The organism is Pseudomonas sp. PGPR N4, from assembly GCF_059693665.1.
The window spans coordinates 1,171,436-1,189,729 of record NZ_JCAUKV010000001.1; the positions used below are offsets into that span (position 1 = coordinate 1,171,436).

The 18,294-nt window shown below is 61.2% G+C and carries 15 protein-coding genes; 3 read left to right on the forward strand and 12 right to left on the reverse strand.

Going from position 1 to position 18,294, the window contains the following annotated elements:
- Nucleotides 1-37 precede the first annotated feature (37 nt).
- From AC58X1_RS05250 to AC58X1_RS05265, 4 genes are read right to left on the reverse strand one after another with little or no spacing between them, the layout of a single operon-like run.
- Nucleotides 38-1,264 (reverse strand): hybrid sensor histidine kinase/response regulator, encoded by a 1,227-nt coding sequence (locus AC58X1_RS05250; RefSeq protein WP_181087348.1) that lies wholly within the window; start codon nt 1,262-1,264, stop codon nt 38-40.
- Nucleotides 1,258-1,833 (reverse strand): chemotaxis protein CheB, encoded by a 576-nt coding sequence (locus tag AC58X1_RS05255; RefSeq protein ID WP_150568939.1) that lies wholly within the window; start codon nt 1,831-1,833, stop codon nt 1,258-1,260. Before AC58X1_RS05255 ends, AC58X1_RS05250 begins: the two co-directional genes overlap by 7 nt.
- Complete coding sequence (locus tag AC58X1_RS05260) at nt 1,830-2,651, reverse strand: CheR family methyltransferase (RefSeq protein ID WP_101320309.1); 822 nt, start codon at nt 2,649-2,651, stop codon at nt 1,830-1,832. Before AC58X1_RS05260 ends, AC58X1_RS05255 begins: the two co-directional genes overlap by 4 nt.
- The gene (locus tag AC58X1_RS05265) at nt 2,648-6,106 is read right to left on the reverse strand and encodes a response regulator (RefSeq protein ID WP_101320311.1); all 3,459 of its coding nucleotides are present in this window, start codon (nt 6,104-6,106) and stop codon (nt 2,648-2,650) included. The genes AC58X1_RS05260 and AC58X1_RS05265 overlap by 4 nt, the downstream gene beginning before the upstream one ends.
- Nucleotides 6,107-6,360: 254 nt before the next feature.
- Here AC58X1_RS05265 and AC58X1_RS05270 point away from each other — a divergent pair, with 254 nt between their 5' ends.
- Nucleotides 6,361-6,729 (forward strand): response regulator, encoded by a 369-nt coding sequence (locus AC58X1_RS05270; protein ID WP_497428462.1) that lies wholly within the window; start codon nt 6,361-6,363, stop codon nt 6,727-6,729.
- Between the two features lie 21 nt (nt 6,730-6,750).
- On the opposite strand, the gene AC58X1_RS05275 is transcribed toward AC58X1_RS05270, so the two are convergent.
- From AC58X1_RS05275 to AC58X1_RS05290, 4 genes are all read right to left on the reverse strand, one after another.
- The gene (locus tag AC58X1_RS05275) at nt 6,751-8,874 is read right to left on the reverse strand and encodes a sensor domain-containing protein (RefSeq protein WP_497428463.1); all 2,124 of its coding nucleotides are present in this window, start codon (nt 8,872-8,874) and stop codon (nt 6,751-6,753) included.
- 112 nt (nt 8,875-8,986) lie between these two features.
- Nucleotides 8,987-9,415 carry a RidA family protein gene (locus tag AC58X1_RS05280; protein WP_497428464.1) on the reverse strand — a complete coding sequence of 143 codons (429 nt, stop codon included), beginning with the start codon at nt 9,413-9,415 and terminating at the stop codon, nt 8,987-8,989.
- 67 nt (nt 9,416-9,482) lie between these two features.
- Entirely contained in the window at nt 9,483-9,695 is a 213-nt protein-coding gene (locus AC58X1_RS05285; protein ID WP_101320321.1) for a PLDc N-terminal domain-containing protein, read from the reverse strand.
- Nucleotides 9,696-9,768: 73 nt separating this feature from the next.
- Nucleotides 9,769-10,239 (reverse strand): FAD/FMN-containing dehydrogenase, encoded by a 471-nt coding sequence (locus AC58X1_RS05290; protein ID WP_150568935.1) that lies wholly within the window; start codon nt 10,237-10,239, stop codon nt 9,769-9,771.
- Nucleotides 10,240-10,380: 141 nt separating this feature from the next.
- On the opposite strand from AC58X1_RS05290, the gene AC58X1_RS05295 reads away from it, so the two are divergent.
- Nucleotides 10,381-11,388 (forward strand): GlxA family transcriptional regulator, encoded by a 1,008-nt coding sequence (locus AC58X1_RS05295; RefSeq protein WP_101320326.1) that lies wholly within the window; start codon nt 10,381-10,383, stop codon nt 11,386-11,388.
- Nucleotides 11,389-11,393: 5 nt separating this feature from the next.
- Here the strand turns inward: AC58X1_RS05295 and AC58X1_RS05300 are convergent, their stop codons facing one another.
- A complete protein-coding gene (locus AC58X1_RS05300; protein WP_101320329.1) occupies nt 11,394-12,065 on the reverse strand; it encodes a TetR/AcrR family transcriptional regulator in 672 nt (223 codons plus the stop codon).
- A gap of 129 nt (nt 12,066-12,194) precedes the next feature.
- Complete coding sequence (quiC, locus tag AC58X1_RS05305) at nt 12,195-14,102, reverse strand: 3-dehydroshikimate dehydratase QuiC (RefSeq protein WP_497428465.1); 1,908 nt, start codon at nt 14,100-14,102, stop codon at nt 12,195-12,197.
- Between the two features lie 304 nt (nt 14,103-14,406).
- Between quiC and AC58X1_RS05310 the strand changes: the two genes are divergently transcribed.
- Nucleotides 14,407-15,783 carry an MFS transporter gene (locus tag AC58X1_RS05310; RefSeq protein ID WP_150568932.1) on the forward strand — a complete coding sequence of 459 codons (1,377 nt, stop codon included), beginning with the start codon at nt 14,407-14,409 and terminating at the stop codon, nt 15,781-15,783.
- A gap of 34 nt (nt 15,784-15,817) precedes the next feature.
- Here the strand turns inward: AC58X1_RS05310 and AC58X1_RS05315 are convergent, their stop codons facing one another.
- Together AC58X1_RS05315 and AC58X1_RS05320 are read right to left on the reverse strand one after the other, a co-directional pair.
- Nucleotides 15,818-17,230, reverse strand: coding sequence for a DOPA decarboxylase (locus AC58X1_RS05315; protein ID WP_312389986.1), 1,413 nt, complete (start codon nt 17,228-17,230; stop codon nt 15,818-15,820).
- Nucleotides 17,231-17,326: 96 nt separating this feature from the next.
- Entirely contained in the window at nt 17,327-18,271 is a 945-nt protein-coding gene (locus AC58X1_RS05320; RefSeq protein ID WP_101320338.1) for a LysR family transcriptional regulator, read from the reverse strand.
- Nucleotides 18,272-18,294: the final 23 nt, after the last annotated feature.

Here is an 18,294-nt window from a genome sequence, read left to right on the forward strand (position 1 = left end):
CCTTGGAATTCAGCAAGTTGGCCATCTGACCCCGGGCTTAAGCAGAGGTTGCCTGCGCCTGGTCGGTTTGTTGTGACAGCGCCGTCAGTGGCAGCAGCACGCTGAATGTCGCGCCTTGGCCTACCTCGCTGTCGATCTGGATCTGCCCACCATGGGCCCTGACAATCTGCTCGGAGATATACAGACCCAAGCCCAGGCCTCCGATGGCCTGCTCTGCTGCAACACGCTCGAACTGCTGGAAGATCCGCTGCTGGTTGGCGGCGCTGACGCCGATACCGTGGTCCTGCACCTGCACCCAGGCCATCCCGGCCTGCTCGAACACCCGTACCTGCACCGGTTGCCGTTGACCGTAACGCAATGCATTGGACAACAGGTTGGCTACCACTTGTTCAATCCGAAACTCATCCCACTCACCTTCAACTGTATCGCAGCATTGCAGCTCGATGTGGGTGTTGGAGGCCAGCGCCTGCGCTTCGAAGTTCTCCACCAGGCCGCTGACCAGCTGCGCCAGGTCGAACTGACGCGGCCGCAGCGACAATTTACCGGTGCGGATGCGCGATACGTCGAGCATGTCCTCGATCAGCCTGATCAGGCTGTTGATCTGCCGCTCGTCGCGCTCGACCATGGCCTGTAGCTTGTCTTCGCTGAATGCAGCCAGGTTGCCTCGCGCCAGGTGCATCTTGCGCAGCTGGGTTTCCAGAATCAGCCCGTTCAGCGGCGTGCGCACTTCATGGGACACGATCGACATGAAGTCGTCGCGCATGCGCACCGCGCGCTCCAGCTCGCCCCGCGCCACCTGTAACTGACCGAGCAACACTTCCTGCTCCTGACGGCTGCGCTCCAGGTCCTGCAGCTGGCGGTCGAGCACCTTGCGCTGGCGGTACAGATCGACAAACACCGACACCTTGCTCTTCACCGCCATGGTGTCGAGGGGTTTGTGCAAAAAGTCGACTGCGCCACTTTCGTAGCCCTTGAACGCGTAGTTCATCTCGCGCCCGGCGGCGCTGACGAAGACGATCGGGATGTGCTTGGTTTTTTCCGTGCCGCGCATCAACTCCGCCAGCTCGAAACCGTTCATGCCGGGCATCTGCACGTCCAGAATGGCCAAGGCAAATTCGTGTTCAAGCAACAGTCCCAACGCGTCTTCGGCAGACTGCGCCTGGTGCACTTCGCGGTCTTCGCCATGGATCAGCGCGGCGAGGGCCAGCAGGTTCTCTGGCAGATCGTCGACGATCAGCAGTTTGGCGGTAATCTGGCTTAACATGCGCTGGTTTCCAGGCTGCCGAGCAATTGCCCGATGCCGCTCAGAGTAAGGATGTAGTCAGGGCTGTGCAGGGCCAAGGCGGCCTCCGGCATCAGCGCGACTTGTGCGTCCTGCGGGTCCTGGACCACTGTCCGGCCTCCGCATTGTTTGATGTAGGCGAGCCCGCGCGCGCCGTCTTCATTGGCACCGGTCAGGAGCACACCAAGCAGCCGCTGGCGATAGGCATCGGCTGCCGAGGTAAACAGAAAATCAATCGCCGGGCGAGAGAAATGCACCGGCTCTTCCTGGCTCAGCGACAGGCTGAAATCCTGCTCGACCGACAAATGATAGGCCGGCCCGGCCACGTAGATAAGCCCAGGCTCGATCAACGCCTTGTCACGCGCCTCCCGCACGGGTCGCTGCACCTTGCGCTGCAACACTTCGGCAAGCTGGCTGTGGCGGTCATCCGGCAGGTGCAGCACGCACAGCACCGGCACGGCGAAGCCCTGCGGCAGGCTGCCGAGTACGGTGAACAGGGCTGCGACGCCACCCGCCGAAGCGCCGATCACTACCGCATCGACGCCCGTCATGATTTACGGAAGATCCGTTCAGGTTTGACCAAGGGCTCGAACTGCTCGCTGTAAGCAGAAAAATCCACCGACTCCTTGCTGCCCAGCACCAGAAAGCCGCGGTGGCACAGCGACTCGTGGAACAGCCCAAAGGCGCGGTCCTGCAAACTCTTGTTGAAGTAGATCAGCACATTGCGGCACGACACCAACTGGGTTTCCGAGAACACACTGTCGGTGGCCAGGCTGTGGTCGGCAAAGGTCACGTTGTCCCGCAGGCTGCTGTCCATGATCGCGTTGCCGTAGGCGCTGGTGTAGTACTCGCTGAAGTCCCGGCGGCCACCGGCCTTGCGGTAGTTTTCTTCATAGCCCTGCATGTTCTGCATCGAATAGATGCCCTGCTTGGCTTTCTCCAGCGAATTCGGGTTGATATCGGTGGCGTAGATGATGGTGCGCTCGAGCAGGCCTTCCTCGCGCAGGAGGATGGCCATCGAGTACACCTCTTCACCGGTGCTGCAACCAGCGATCCAGATCTTCAGCGACGGCCAGGTGCGCAACAACGGCACAACTTCTTCGCGCAGTGCAAGAAAATGCCCAGGGTCGCGAAACATCTCGCTGACCGGGATCGTCAGGTACTGCAGCAACTGCATGAACATGCCCGGGTCATGCAGCACCCGCTCCTGCAGCGCCGACACCGTACGGCAGTCGAACTGACGCAGCGCGTGCAGGATCCGGCGCTTGATCGACGCCCCGGAGTAATCGCGGAAGTCGTAGCTGTACTTGAGATAGATCGCCTCGATCAGCAATCGGATCTCGATGTCGGTGTTGCGCTCGCTAGTCAAATTCGCTCCAGTTGCGGCAGCCAGACGCGGATGAGTGAGAACAGCCGGTCCAGATCAATCGGTTTGGCCAGATAATCATTGGCCCCAGCCTGCAGACAGCGCTGCTGGTCGTCTTTCATCGCCTTGGCGGTCACGGCAATGATCGGCAGTTTGCGCCAGCGCGCTTGCTGGCGAATCAAGCGAGTAGCCTCGTAGCCGTCCATTTCCGGCATCATCACGTCCATCAGCACCAGGTCGATGTCGTCGTGAAGCTCCAGCTGCTCCAGCGCTTCGCGTCCGTTGCGGCCGATCTCGACGATGGCGCCCTTGTGTTCCAGGGCGCTGGTCAGGGCGAAGATGTTGCGCACGTCGTCGTCGACCAGAAGGATCTTGCGGCCCTCGAACACTTTGTCACGGCTGCGCGCCGTCTTCAGCATGCGCTGACGCTCGTTGGATAACTGCGCCTCGACCTTGTGCAGGAACAACGTCACTTCATCGAGCAGACGCTCCGGCGAGCGCGCGCCCTTGATGATGATCGAGCGCGAGTACTTGAGCAGCTCGGTTTCTTCTTCGCGGGTGAGGTTGCGCCCGGTATAGACGATGACCGGCGGGAACGCGCGAATATCTTCAGCCGTCATTCGCTTGAGCAGCTCGTTGCCGAGCATGTCGGGCAGCTTAAGGTCGATGATCATACAGTCATAGATGTTCTCGCGCAGCAGCTCGAGTGCATCCTGAGCCAACGCCACCGCCGTGATTTCGATGTCGTCGTCCCCGATCAGGCGGGCAATGCTCTCGCGCTGCAGGTCGTCGTCTTCAACCAGCAGGATGCGTTTGAGCTTCTGGGTCAGCTTGGCTTCGAGCAGGCCGAACACCTCTTTGAGCTCTTCGCGACTGGTCGGCTTGACCGCGTAACCGACCGCGCCCATGTGCATGGCCGCTTCGACACGGTCTTCGACCGAGATGATATGCACAGGAATATGGCGCGTGCTGGCCTGCTCCTTGAGCCTCTGCAGCACGGTCAGGCCGGAATGGTCAGGCAGGCGCATATCGAGCAGGACCGCATCCGGCAGGTACTGCGCCGCCAGCCGGAAGCCCTCGTCGGCGCTCTGCGCGGCCAGGCAGTTGTAACCCAGCTCATGGGCCAGGTCGAAGAGAATACGGGCGAAGTTCGGCTCGTCCTCGATCACCAGAATGCAGCGCTTGCTGAACGGCGCCAGCTCGCGGTCATCGGCAAACGCGTGGCGCGGCAGCGGTACTGCTGCTGGCACCTGCGGCGCAGCCGGCAACTGATCGACAGCTGGGCGCAGGGTCTGCACCTCGACCGGCTCATCCGACTCATAGCGCTCGGGCATGATCAGGCTGAACACGCTGCCTTGGCCGGGGCTGCTGTCGAGGCTGATCTGGCCACCGAGCAGATGGGCCAGGTCGCGCGAAATCGACAGGCCCAGCCCGGTGCCACCGTAACGGCGATTGCTGGTGCCGTCGACCTGATGGAAGGCGCCGAAAATCGCCTGCTGTTGATCCGGCGCAATGCCGATACCACTGTCGCGCACGGCAAACACCAGGCCGACGCCCGCCTGCTTGCTGATGGTCATGCTGACCTGGCCACGCTCGGTGAACTTGATCGCATTCGAAAGCAGGTTCTTGAGGATCTGCTCCAGGCGCTGGCGGTCGGTGAACAGCGTCGCCGGCAGCGGGTGCTCGAGCACGACCTGGAAGTCCAGGCCTTTGTCTTTGGCCAGCGGCACGAACATGCTGCGCAGGCCTTCGACCAGGCGCTCGACCTGGGTCGTCTCGGGGCGCACTTCAAGCTTGCCCGCCTCGACCTTGGCGATGTCGAGAATGTCATTGATCAGGTTGAGCAGATCGTTGCCAGCCGAATAGATCGAATCGGCGAACTTGACCTGTTCGGCGGTGAGGTTACCCTCGTCGTTTTCGGCGAGCAGCTTGGCCAGGATCAGCGAGCTGTTCAGCGGCGTGCGCAGCTCGTGGGACATGTTGGCGAGGAATTCTGATTTGTACTTGCTCGAGCGCTGCAAGTCTTCGGCGCGGGCCTGCAGCTCTTGCTGGGCTTCATTGAGCTCGCTGTTCTTGCGATCGAGTGCCTCGGTGCGCTCGGACAAGCTCTCGTTGGTCTGCTCAAGCTCGGCCTGCTGCGTCTCAAGATGCGCTTGCGATTCCTTCAGCACGCGGGACTGTTCTTCCAGCTCCTCGTTGGCAGTCTTGAGCTCTTCCTGTTGCACCTGCAGTTCTTCGTTGAGCTGCTGGGTTTCGGCCAGCACCTCTTGCAGACGCTGACGGTAGCGGGCGCTCTCGATCGACATGCCGAGGTTTTCGGCAACGCGCTCGACGATCTCCTGGTCACGCTCGCTCAGCGGGCGCAGGAAGCCAAGTTCGACGACGCCATTGATCTGGCCATTGTCGCGAGTCGGCATCAACAGTGCGCTGCGCGGCAAGCCGCTGCCCAGACCCGAGCTGAGGCGGAAGTAATCTTCCGGCAGCTGATCGAGGCGCACCACGCGCGACTGGCGCACCGCTTCCGACACCAAGCCCTCGTCGACGCCCAGCGCCTGCGTACGCAGTTGCTCCTCGGCACTCAGGCCGTAACTGGCGACACGGACCAGACTGCCGTGCTCGTTACGCACATACAACGCGCCAACCACACTGCCCAGGTACGTCGCAAAAAACTGCAGGATGTTGTCGCCCAGCATCGGCAGGGTCAACTGCCCCAGCACTTGCTCGGCCAGCTGGGTCTGGCCATTACGCAGCCAGGCATTGTGTTCAAGGCGTTCATTGGCGCGCTGCTGCGCCTGCATGTTACCTACGTAGCTGTCCGACAACGCCAGCAAATCGCGGCGTCCCAGATACGCCAGCAGGCCGCTGAGCGCGACGATAAACAGTACGAAGGTGGTAATCGCCGTGACGGTAACCGTGTTGACGGTCTGGTTACGGACCTGGCGCAGTTGCTGTTCGTTGCCGATGAAGTCGTCAAACTCTTTGCGTACCTCGTCGGTGATACGCTTGCCGCGGCCGTTGGCGATCGCCTGCTGGAATCCGCCCTGAGTTCGGCGCAGGGTGATCATCTCCTGGCCAAAATCGTTCCAGGCATGCTGCAGCGCGCTCAGCCGATCAATCCGGTCGACCTGCGCCGGGTTGTCTGCCACCAGCTCGCGCAAGCTGTCCAGGCTTGCGAATATACGCGGCTTGGCCACCTCGTAAGGGTCCAGGAACCGCTCGTCACCGGTGATCAGAAACCCGCGCATGCCGGTTTCCATGTCGATCGAAAGTTTCAGCGTTTCGTTGGCATTGCCAATCACGCGGTCGGTGTGTTCGACCCATTGCATGGCCGAGAGCAGGTAGCTGATTACCGCGACAAACGCCACGGCGCCAAGCAGGCCCACGCCAAGTGGCAAGCCGACGTTGCGGCTTAACAGCTTGCGAAAGCTCTGCTGGTCCATAGAAGCTGCTTGAATCATCTGATAACGCCCGAGCGAATTAACCGTTGAATACCGAGGGTGCCGGCACCTGCAAGATCCTGCTGCAGTGTCCCACTGGCGGGTCTGACAGCGAAGTCTAACCAGCTTTGCCATTTATGGCAGGGGCATTTAGCCAGTATTTGAGAACGGGGTGCGCCAATCGTTCCATCTGATTGCAGTGAACGTTATATTGGGAACTTCTGGGCCTGATACGGGCACAGAGTAGAGACACTTATCTGGTACAGGACCGCGACATGCACCCCCTTCTAGTAGTCGAAGACGACGACATCGTACGTATGCTGATGGTCGAAGTGCTCGAGGATCTTGGCTATAAGGTGATCGAAGCAGCAGACGCCACCAGTGCCCTGGCTATCCTCAATGACCCTGCAACGCCCTTGGACCTGCTGATGACCGACGTCGGCTTGCCAGATATGAGCGGTCAGGATCTGGCGGGTAAAGCACGGGAAATTCGCCCGCTGCTACCCGTGCTGTTTGCCAGTGGCTATGCCGACAGCTTGAGCGTGCCGGAAGGCATGCACTCGATCGGCAAGCCGTTCAGTATCGACCAGTTGCGCGACAAGGTCGTGCAGATGATCGGGCCTGCAGACTCAACGCAGGCCTGACTCACAGCTAAAAGACAGCTGTCACAACTTGGTTGCAGCGGGCCGGGCGCCGTCGATCTGGCTCACTGTAATCAAGCGCTCGCTGGCCGGCACCGGCCGTCCATACAAGAATCCCTGGAAGTGCGAGCAACCCTCGGCGCGCAGCAGTTCCATCTGTTCGGGCGTCTCGACCCCTTCTGCAGTGGTCTTGATCATCAGGCTGCTGGACAGTTCAGTGATGGCGCGGATGATCGACATCGCTTCGCGACTGTCACACATGTCATTGACGAACGACTTGTCGATCTTGATTCGATCGAACGGGAACGAGCGCAGATACCCCAGCGATGAATAGCCGGTGCCGAAATCGTCCAGCGAGATCGACGCACCGAGCTCCTTCAGCGCCCGCAGGGTATTGACGTTCTCTTCGCTGTTACCCAACAGAACCGATTCAGTGATCTCCAGCTCCAGACGGTGAGCAGGTAAGCCCGAGTCCGCCAATGCCAAAGTCACGACGTGTACCAGGTTGCCGCTTTTGAACTGCACGGGCGAGAGGTTGACCGACACCACCTGATCGGTGCCCCAGGTGGCCGCCTCCTGGCAGGCAAGATTCAGCGCGCGGGCGCCTATCTCGTGAATCAGCCCGGTTTCTTCGGCGATCGGGATAAAGTCCATCGGCATGATCATGCCGCGAATGGGATGCTCCCAGCGCAGCAATGCTTCGTAACCCGTGACCGCATGGGTCTGCTGGTCGACCACCGGCTGGTAATGCAGTTGCAACTGGCCGAGGTGCAAGGCAGTGCGCAGGTCGGTTTCAACCAGACGGCGCTGACGGGCGGCATTGTCGAGTTCGAGATGGAAGCACTCATAACGATTGCGGCCGTTGCGCTTGGCCTCGTACAAAGCCATGTCGGCGTAGCCCAGCAGTTGCTCGGCGTGTTCATGGTCATTCGGCGCAATGGCGATGCCGATACTGACGCCAACGCTGAACTGATGGCCTTCGATACGAAATACCGGGGCCATCGCCTCGATCAGGCGACGGGCGGTGACACAGGCGGCTTGCGGGCTGTCCATGCCGTTGAGGACGACAGCGAACTCATCCCCGCCAAGCCGCGCCAAGGTGTCCTGATCGCGCAGTTCACCGCGCAGGCGAGTGCCCAGCGCACGCAGCAGCTTGTCGCCGAAGGCGTGGCCGAGGGAGTCGTTGATGTTCTTGAAGTTGTCCAGGTCCAGGCACAACGCGGCGGTGAGCTTGCCACTCTCCTCTGCGCGCAGCAGCGCCTGCTTCAGGCGTTCATGGAACAACGTGCGGTTAGGCAACCCGGTCAAGGCATCGTGGTGCGCCATATGATGGATCTGCGCATGCGCGGCCAGCTCTTCGGTCGCATCCTCAGCCACGAACAGCACATAGTCCGGCTGGCCATCGCGGTTTTCGCTGAGCGATGCTCGGCTGCGCAAGGTTCGCGGGCCACAGGCCGTATTCACCCGAGTTTCCGAGGCGTAGCCCTTGCTACTGCGCGAACCACGCGTCAACTGCTGCTGGAGGTAATCGGCCGCCTCTGGCTGCAGGCAGTCCTCTGGCAACTGGCCGATCATGCTCGCACCCTGGCCGCCAAACAGACGTTCGGCCTGCTGATTGGCCAACAGGATGCGATGGCTGTCGAGATCCTGGACGATCAGGCTGGCCGGAATGTTGGCGATCACCGAGTCGAGAAAACGCGACAGGTCGGCCATTTCCCGACTATGCTGCTCGGCTAGCTCCTTGGCCTTGAGCAACTCCTGCTCGTAGCGATGGCGCTCGGACACGTCGCGGGTGATCTTGGCAAAACCGAGCAGTTGCCCGTCAGTATCGAGCACCGCATCGATGACCACATGCGCACGGAACGCGCTGCCGTCCTTGCGCAGTCGCCACCCCTGCTCTTCAAACCGTCCGGTGCTGCGGGCCAGTTCCAGATTGCGCTGCGGGATCCCGGCAGCGCGATCCTCATGGTCGTAGAACAGCGAGTAGTGCTGCCCGACTATTTCCTCGGCGCTGTAGCCCTTGGCGCGTTGCGCCCCCGGGTTCCAGTTGGCGACCACGCCTTCGGGCGTGAGCATGTAGATGGCGTAATCCACCACACTCTGAATCAACAGGCGATACATGACGTCGGGATTACTGACTAGCGACATGAGCTTCTCTGATCGGCAACACGCACAAGAAAAGGCCCGGCGGGTGGGCCGGGCCGGAGCAGACAATGGCATTATGCCGCGCAGGAGAGTTCTTTGTGAACTTGATCAGAGCCTAGCGGCCGCTTGCGCCCTGCCCTGCGATGGCAGCGACTGCGTCAACCTCTATCAGCATCCCATCAAGCGCCAGACGTGGCACCGGGATTAGCGTGCAGGTGGGCTTCATGTGCTCGCCCCAGGCCTGATCTGCCGCCTGCACCCATTGGCGCAGACGCTCTTCGCTGTGATCAACGATAAGCAAGGTGAGTTTGAATACATCGCCCAAACCGGCACCTTTGGAAGCCAGCGCGAGCTGCAGGTTGAGCAACGCCTGGGCCGCCTGCTCAGCAAACAGTGCTGATCGGTTGCCCTGAGCGTCTTCGCCGCCCTGCCCGGCTACATACAGCAGGCAGCTGTCGGAGCGGACCTGAGCAACATGCGAATAAGCATTGGCGCTGGGGTCATAAAGGCTGTCGGGATTGGACAATTGGAAAACGTGGGACATGCGGTCGCTCCATCGAATGAAAGAACGACCGAGTATCAAACCTCAGGTTAACCCGAGGTCAAGAGGATTATTTTTCTTCCAGCACATGACGGCCTTTGACCGCCCGCGGGCCGCGCCACATCCAGAACAACAGCCCAGGCACTGGCGCGTAGACGACAAAGACGATCCAGAGCATTTTTCGCTCCGCTCGCCGTTCGCTGCCGATGATGTTCCAGATCGCCCAGATTTCCAGGGCGATGACCACAGCGGCGACGATGATCCAGATCGTTCCGATTTCCATAAGCGTCCTCCCGTGAGCATGTAATGCTTTGGTCCCGCAGAGGGCGCAAGGGTTCATTCCGATTCGGCCCGTCTCAGGGCTTCGTCACCTGATCCAGCGCACTTTGCAGCGCCTTGGCATCGCTGAACTGCTGTTGTGCTACCACGCGACTGTGGTCCAGTTGCAACCAGAGCACCTGGCCTTCCTGCCCAGGGTAACGGCTGGCGACTTCACCTTGACGATCAAGCATGACCCGGTAGCTGTAGTCACGCATGGCTGGAATGGCGAACAGCTTGCTGATTATAGACGGCATACGCTGGATATCCGCGACGAACACTGCATGCCGCGCCTCCAGATACCCCTTGGGCTGCTCGGCGATGGCCGCCTTGACCAGCTTGGCGCCGTCCATGTCACGGGCCACAAGCAGAATGCGCGTGTCGCCATCCAGAGTGTAGCTCTGGTCGTGCTGATCCTGCAGGGTCCAGGGCGCGAGTTGATCACCAACTGCAACGGCATTGGCAACGAGCGGCAGGCAGGCAAGTAACAGGGCGGCGGCGAATTTCATCTGGATTACTCGGATTGACGGCCTGCCAGCATAGAGCATGTCGCCAATAACGACCTCAACTACCACCCCAGCGCCGCCTCTGTTGTCTTTGCCCGGTGCCCGCAGCACACTCACCGCGTCAGCCAGGAAGCGGAGCCGGCAGTGGCCACACCTCGTCAATTCAGCAAGAAGACCAGCACCAGCAACATGTTCCGGACCAAGTCCGCAGATGCCAGTGTGCACAAGCCCTACCAGGTCGATTTCGTCTTGCTCGAACACTTCTCGATGGCCAGTTTCACCGTGGCCATGGACGTACTGGTCACGGCCAACCTGCTGCGCGCCGACAGCTTCGGCTTCACCCCGTTGTCGCTGGATGGCGAACGCGTGCAAAGCGACCTGGGCCTTGAGCTGATCGCCACCGATCTGGATCCGGCAACCCTCAAGCAGGCTGATCTGTTGATCATCTGCGGCGGTTTGCGTACTCCACTCAAGTACCCGGCGCTGGATCGGCTACTGCAGGATTGCAACCATCATGGCCTGGCCTTGGGCGGGCTGTGGAACGGTGCGTGGTTTCTCGGGCGGGCCGGAGTTTTGAGTGACTATGGCTGCAGCGTTCACCCCGAACAGCGTGCCAGCCTGGCCGAGCGCAGCCCGCAAACGCGGATCACCCCGGCAAGCTTTACCCTTGACCGTGATCGGCTGACAGCAGCCAGCCCCAATGGCGCGATGGAATTGATGCTTGGGCTGGTACGGCGCTTGTACGGTGACGCCCTGGCTGAAGGCGTCGAGGAGATTCTATCGTTCTCCGGGGCGCGCTACCGCCAGGTCGGACCTGGCGCGAAAAAATCCATGAGCCTGCACCTGCGCACCATTGTCGAACTGATGGAAAACAACCTCGAAGAGACCCTCAGCCTGGACCAGCTGGCCGCTTACAGTGACCGCTCGCGGCGCCAGATCGACCGCCTGTTCCAGGCGCAACTGGGCACCTCGCCGCGGCGCTACTACATGGAGCTGCGCATCACCAAGAGCCGCCGCCTGCTGCAGTACTCGGACCTGTCGGTGATGGAAGTCGCCGTCGCCTGCGGGTTTGTCTCGGTGTCGCACTTCAGCAAGTGCTATGCAGCCTACTTTGGCTATCCGCCGTCGCGCGAGCAACGCCTGGGCGAATAGCCCGTTCAGGCACGGATATAGCGCAGCACGACGTCGCCGATCATCTGTTTGTGGCGCTGCTTGACCTGGTCATCGGTCATGTCGATCTGGAAGATCTCGCTGAAGGTGTGCCGGTTGGAGACCCGGTAGAAGCAGAACGAGCTCATCAGCATATGCAGGTCAATGACTTCGATACCCTCGCGGAACACGCCCTCGGCAACGCCGCGCTCGAGCGTGTGACCCAGTGTCTCCAGCACCACGCTGCTCATCTCGCGAATGACCGGTGATTGCTTGACGTATTCGCCATAGTGGATGTTTTCAGTCGAGACGATACGTACGAAGTCGACGTTGTGGTCGTGGTGGTCGAAGGTGAACTCCACCAGCCGGCGGATGGCCTGCTCTGGCGGCAAGGTCTCCAGATCGAGGCTGCGCTCGGTCTTGCGAATGTCGCCATAGAGCTTGACCAGGCACTCGACGTAGAGCTGCTCCTTGCTGCCGAAGTAGTAATAGATCATGCGCTTGGAGGTGGCAGTACGCTCGGCGATGGCGTCGACGCGGGCGCCGGCCAGGCCTTGCTGAACGAACTCGCCAATGGCGGCCTGGAGGATGTCCTCGCGGGTCTTCTCCGGGTTGTTCTTGCGCGATTTGCGCGCCCCTTCCAGGGCGGGCTCGCCGAGGCTGACTACGGAATCACTCATACCCACTCACAGGCTAATTATTGGAATTGGAGGGATTATCCGTGACTGCTGCGACGCAGGGAAGCACGCAGATGGTCGCATTGGTCAGGTTTTGTGCCAGGTGCGCCGGCCGCTGGGCCGGCGCTTGCCTTACAACACAGGTTTGCGTGCTGCCCCGCTGCGGGCCTTGGCCATGGCCGCCAGGCGGACCGCGACGTTGGCTGCGCCGTAACCGGCATACCCACCCTTGCGCTGGATGATTTCGAAGAAGAAACGCTCTTCGAACGGCTCGGTGTACACGTGGAACAGCTCGCCGCCTTGGGCGTCACGGTCGTACAGCACGTTGTAGTAGGCCAGCTCACTGAGGAACTCGTCGTCGAAATCAAACCGCGCAGCGAGGTCGTCGTAGTAGTTCAGGGGGATTTCCAGCAGCGGCACACCGGCGTTTTTTGCCCGCGCCACTTCACTGAAGATGTCGGCACAGTCAAAGGCGATGTGGTGGACGCCCGAGCCACGATAGCTGGACAACGCGTGGGCAATCGCAGTGTTGCGGTTCTCCGAGATATTCAGCGGCAAGCGCAGGGTGCCACACTGGCTGCGCAAGGCACGGCTCTTGACCAGGCCGTAGGGGTCGGGCAAGACCACCTCGTCGTCGGCCTCGAAGTCGAACAGGCTCTTGTAGAACAGCACCCAACTGTCCAGCGATTCGGCCGGCAGGGCCAGGGCCATGTGGTCGATACGTTGCAGGCCACCACTGGCGCCGCTGGCGGCATCCAGACGGAAATCGCTGTCGTAGATGGTATGCCCGGCACCGGCCTGCTCGACCAGGTAGATCAGGCTGCCATCCGGCGCACGCACGGCCGGGATCTCGCGCTCGTTGGGCCCGACCAGGCCACGGAATGGCTGGCCACGGTAGGCGGTGGCACGCTGCAAGGCAGCCTGGCCGTCCTTGACCCGCAGTGCGGTGGCGCACAACGAAGGGCCATGGGCTTCGAAGAAGTTATGCGCGAATGAATAGGGCTCAGCGTTGAGCACGATGTTGATATCGCCTTGGCGCAGCAGCCGGACACCCTTGCTGCGGTGTGCACCCGCCTCGACAAAGCCCAGGCGCTTGAGCCAACCACTCAGACGTGCCCCTACCGCTTCATCGACGGCAAACTCAAGGAACTCGACACCGTCGTAGGTACTGGCTGGCGCCGGGTCAAACAGTACCTCAGGCTCGATCGGCTGGGCCTCACGCTGCAATTGCAGGCGGGTTTTTTCTTCCAGGTACAACAGCGAACGCAGGCCATCGGCAGCGTTCTGCCGGGTAGGTGCAGCGCGGAAGCCATCGTTGAAGATTTCCAGCGACAACGGCCCGCGGTAACCGGTCTGCAGAATCGGCGCGAGGAAGCCCGCCAGGTCCATTTCGCCTTGCCCCGGGAAGCAGCGGAAGTGCCGGCTCCACTCCAGCACGTCCATAGCCAGGATCGGCGCATCGGCCATTTGCACGAAGAAGATCTTGTCGCCCGGAATCTGCCGGATTGCACTCGGGTCGCCCTTGAGCGACAGGGTGTGGAAGCTGTCGAGGATCACCCCCAGCGCCGGGTGATCGGCTTGGCGTACCAGGTTCCAGACCTGCTGGTAGGTATTGACGTGACGGCCCCAGGCCAAGGCTTCGTAGCCAATACGCAGGCCGCGGGTACCAGCATGTTCGGCCAGCAGGCGCAGGTCGTCGACCAGGATCTGCTCATCGCTCAGCGCATCCGCCTGCACGTTGCTGCACACCAGCACCAAATCCGTACCCAGCTCCTGCATCAGGTCGAACTTGCGCTCGGCGCGGTCGAGATTTTTCTGCAGACGGTCGCGGCGGCAGCCTTCGAAGTCACGAAATGGCTGGAACAGGGTGATGGCGATGCCCAGATCGGCGCACATCTGGCGGATCTCGCGCGGGCTGCCGGCGTAATAGAGCAGGTCATTTTCGAAAATCTCGACGCCGTCAAAGCCGGCTGCGGCGATGGCTTCGAGTTTTTCTGGCAGAGTGCCGCTCAAGGACACGGTGGCAATCGAACGCTGCATGCTGGAGTTCCTTGTTATTTGAGAAGCGTCAGCCAAAAAACCCTTGCAGGTGCTTGGCAGAATCGATTATTCGCGGGTAAAGTCCCGCCATCAATGACTTTTGTACGAAACAGTTAGTTTTTGTTCGATTACCGAACAAAAGCGAATTTGGCGAATTGATTCGGTGCTCGAGCCTGGGCAACCATGAATCCAGTTACAGACCATTCGAACTCCTCACTGCCCTGCGAACGTTCAGCGGACCCTGTACCGACAAGCCCAGCGTCACGACATAATAAGTTCAATAACAAGAACAACGGAGACAACAATGGCTCACTCCAGCTCTCAAGCCAAGAAAGCGACCGCCAGTGGGTGGATAGGCTCGGCCCTCGAGTACTACGACTTTTTCATCTACGCCCAAGCCGCAGCACTGATCTTCCCGCAGATCTTCTTCCCGTCGATGGACCCGAAAATGGCCATCATCGCCTCGCTGGCGACTTACGGTGTCGGTTACCTGGCCCGTCCGGTGGGTGCCGTTGTGCTCGGTCACTGGGGTGATACCCGCGGCCGCAAAAACGTTCTGCTGCTGTGCATGTTCCTCATGGGTATCTCGACCATGGCCGTTGGCCTGCTGCCGACCTACCATGACATTGGCATCATTGCCCCGATCATTCTAGTGCTGCTGCGCCTGGTTCAGGGCTTTGCGGTCGCCGGTGAGATCTCCGGTGCCAGCTCGATGATCATGGAGCATGCGCCGTTCGGACGCCGAGGTTACTTCGCCAGCTTCACCCTGCAAGGGGTTCAGGCAGGTCAGGTACTGGCTGCGGCGGTGTTCCTGCCACTGGCCTACTTCATGCCAAGCGAAGCCTTCAACGAGTGGGGCTGGCGCATTCCGTTCCTGCTCAGCGCATTCGTCCTGGTAGCCGGCTTCATCATCCGTAAGGAAGTCCACGAGACCCCGGCCTTCGTCAAGGAAGAGAAGCAGGACAAAATCGCCCGCTCGCCAGTCAAGGAAGCGTTCAAGTACAGCTGGAAGCACATGGTCCTGGTCATGTTCATGGCCCTGATGAACGTGATTCCAGTCGTTGCCACCGTGTTCGGTGCAGCCTATGCGGTGCAGCCGGCTTACGGCATCGGCTTCGACAAGAGCGTGTACCTGTGGATCCCGGTAGTCGGCAACATCGTCGCAGTGCTGGTGATCCCCTTCGTTGGCAACCTGTCTGACAAGATCGGCCGTCGTCCAACCATGATTGCCGGCTGCATGGGCTCGGGCCTGCTGGCCTTCGCTTACCTGTATGCGATCAGCATTCAGAACGTGCCGCTGGCCTTCTGCGCATCGATACTGATGTGGGGTATGGTCTACCAAGGTTACAACGCGGTATTCCCAAGCTTCTTCCCGGAGCTGTTCAATACTCGCTACCGCGTCTCGGCCATGGCTATCGCGCAGAACATCGGCACCATGTTCACTGCCATGCTGCCAGCGGTATTCGCCGCCATCGCGCCGCCAGGCTCGGAAAACATCTGGCTGGTGGTAGGTGGCTCGGCGTTCTTCATCACCTGCATCTGCGCCCTGGCTGCCTACGTGGCTCCCGAGACGCACCGTCTGGCGATGGAAGACCTCGGCAACCCGAATGCCAAACCGATGGACAAAGATACCTACGAAGCTACCCGCAAAGGCAGCCTCAACACTGCTGCAACTCAGTAAAAACTGCCTGGGGCTGCATGCAGCCCCAGCCGTTTCAAGCGCTGACCACCGCCTGCAAGTTGGCCCACAAGCGTTCGACATGCTCACGCTCGGTGGGCAGCGCCCCTACCGATACCCGCACCATCCACTGCCCTTCCAGCGTTGCCGGCGTGACGTACGCCAACCCCGAACCATTGAGTCGATCAGCCCAGGCCCGGGTATGCGCATCCAGCGCCGCACCTTCCAGCCCGTCCGGGCAGTGACGAATACACAACGTCTGCAACTGCACCGGCGCCAACACCTGCCAATCTTCTGCGGCCTCCACCTGAGCGGCCAGCCAGCGAGCGTTGTCCAGATCGCGGCGCAAGCGCTGCTGCAAGGCCTCCACCCCTTCGCTGCGCAGCATCAACCATAGCTTCAGCGCACGGAAGCGCCGCCCCAGCGGAATGCCCCAGTCACGCAGGTTCTTCACCTCGCCGTCGACCGCCGACTGCAAGTAACTCGGGTTGGTGCTCATCACCCGAATCAGGTGCTGCGGGTCGCGCACGTAGTAAATCGAGCAATCGAAGGCCACCCCAAGCCACTTGTGCGCGTTGACCACGACCGAGTCGGCCAGCTCGATACCGTCCCACATCCAGCGACACTCAGGCAGGATCATCGCCGAGCCAGCCATGGCTGAGTCGACATGCAGCCATAGTTGGTGCGCCTGGCTGATAGCGCCGATCGCTGCCAGCGGGTCCAGCGCAGTGGTGGTCGTGGTGCCGGTGGTGGCGACTACCGCGCACGGTTGATTACCCGCCGCCAGGTCAGCCTCGATGGCCGCCTGCAACGCCGCTGGCTGCATGGCGAATTGCTCGTCGGTGGCGATCAGGCGGATGTTTTCGCGACCGAACCCTGCCAGCAAAGCCGCTTTGTCCACCGAGCTGTGGGCGTGGGCGCTGGCATATACGATCAGCGGCTTGGGCTGGCCCTGCAAACCACCACGGGTCAGGGCAAAGTCACTGGCGCGCTCGCGGGCGCAGATCAACGCCACCAGGGTGCTGGTCGATGCAGTGTCCTGGATCACCCCGCTCCACTGCGTAGACAAACCCAGCAATTGTCGCAGCCAGTCGAGGGTGGTTTCTTCCAGCTCGCTCAGGGCCGGACTGGATTGCCAGGACAAGCCGAGCACGCCCAGGCCGGTACTGAGAAAGTCGCCCAAGACTGACGACAGGGTGCCGTTGGAGGGGAAGTAGCCATAGAAGTCTGGATGCTGCCAGTGCGACAGGCCGGGCATGACCAGCTTGTTGAAATCGTCGAGGATGGCTTCGAAGGGCTCGCCTTGATCCGGCGCAGCTACGGGCAAGGTGGCTTTCAAATAGCCGGGCTCGACCTGCGCCATGACCGGGCGCTCGGCGATGGTCTGGCGATAGTCGGCAATCAGGTCGATCAGTTGGTGGCCGTGTTGGCGAAATTGTTCGGGGGTCACGCGCGGGCTCCTTGCGGGCTGAGAATGGGCTGCGGTTGCTGCAGTCCAGTCTAGGCGCAGGGCCGTCGCGCAATAACCCCGCCTGGTGCATAGGTACTATGGCGAAGGCGCATGCCCGCCGTGCACACCGAACTGCGACTGACGCCACACTTCGTAGACTCGGTTGCGCAGCCAGCGGTGCTCGGCCGACGCCTGCAAGCGCTGATGCCAGACCACCCAGTAGCGCTGGCTGTGCTCGACAAAGGCTAACGGCCGCCAGGCCAGGCCGTGCAACCGGGCCAGCTGCCGAGCAATGTGCTCGGGCACCGTCACCAGCGCCTGGCTGTTGCCAACCACCTGTACGGTGGCCGAAAAGAACGGCACCTCCAGGCTGATCCGGCGCTGCAGCCCCTGCGCCCGCAGGTGGCGATCAATGAAGCTGTCCTTGTCACCGCCGCCACTGATGCGCACATGCTTGAAGGCCAGATAATCATCCTGGCTCAAAAGCTCACGGGCGGTCAGTGGGTGATCAGCGCGCATCAGGCATACGGCGCGGTCTTCGCCGAGCAGGCGGCCATGAAGGTTGGCCGGCGACTCGTCGAACAGCGTCGTGGCCAGGTCGATCTCACCGCTGGCGAGCTGCGCATACTGCCCTGCCTGCCAGGTACGAAAATCCAGCGACACCCCTGGTGCCTCAACTTCAAGCGCCGCCACCAGCAACGGCAACATATGCTCGGCAACGTAATCCGACGCGGCCAGACAAAAGCGCCGCTCGCACCTCGCTGGGTCGAACACAGCCGGCTCGCGCAGCGCCTGCAAGGCTTCGAGCACCTGGCGCAGCGGCTCGACCAGCGCCTCGGCATGCTCGCTGAGCACGTAACCACGGCCCTGACGGACCAGCAATGGATCAGCGAACGCCTCGCGCAAGCTGGCCAACTGCCGGCTCAAGGCCGACTGGCTAACGCCCAGGCGCGCACCGGCATGGCTGAGGTTTTTCAGCTCAAGCAGACAATCGAGGGTCCGAAGATGGGAGAGGCTGAGCGAGGCGAAGACAGGATGCATGACGTACCACAAAAAAGCAGCGT

Coding starts and splice junctions, on each gene's coding strand:
- AC58X1_RS05250 (WP_181087348.1), bottom strand. CDS start 1,264: ATGTTAAGCCAGATTACCGCCAAACTGCTGATCGTCGACGATCTGCCA.
- AC58X1_RS05255 (WP_150568939.1), bottom strand. CDS start 1,833: ATGACGGGCGTCGATGCGGTAGTGATCGGCGCTTCGGCGGGTGGCGTC.
- AC58X1_RS05265 (WP_101320311.1), bottom strand. CDS start 6,106: ATGATTCAAGCAGCTTCTATGGACCAGCAGAGCTTTCGCAAGCTGTTA.
- AC58X1_RS05270 (WP_497428462.1), top strand. CDS start 6,361: ATGCACCCCCTTCTAGTAGTCGAAGACGACGACATCGTACGTATGCTG.
- AC58X1_RS05275 (WP_497428463.1), bottom strand. CDS start 8,874: ATGTCGCTAGTCAGTAATCCCGACGTCATGTATCGCCTGTTGATTCAG.
- AC58X1_RS05280 (WP_497428464.1), bottom strand. CDS start 9,415: ATGTCCCACGTTTTCCAATTGTCCAATCCCGACAGCCTTTATGACCCC.
- AC58X1_RS05285 (WP_101320321.1), bottom strand. CDS start 9,695: ATGGAAATCGGAACGATCTGGATCATCGTCGCCGCTGTGGTCATCGCC.
- AC58X1_RS05290 (WP_150568935.1), bottom strand. CDS start 10,239: ATGAAATTCGCCGCCGCCCTGTTACTTGCCTGCCTGCCGCTCGTTGCC.
- AC58X1_RS05300 (WP_101320329.1), bottom strand. CDS start 12,065: ATGAGTGATTCCGTAGTCAGCCTCGGCGAGCCCGCCCTGGAAGGGGCG.
- quiC (WP_497428465.1), bottom strand. CDS start 14,102: ATGCAGCGTTCGATTGCCACCGTGTCCTTGAGCGGCACTCTGCCAGAA.
- AC58X1_RS05310 (WP_150568932.1), top strand. CDS start 14,407: ATGGCTCACTCCAGCTCTCAAGCCAAGAAAGCGACCGCCAGTGGGTGG.
- AC58X1_RS05320 (WP_101320338.1), bottom strand. CDS start 18,271: ATGCATCCTGTCTTCGCCTCGCTCAGCCTCTCCCATCTTCGGACCCTC.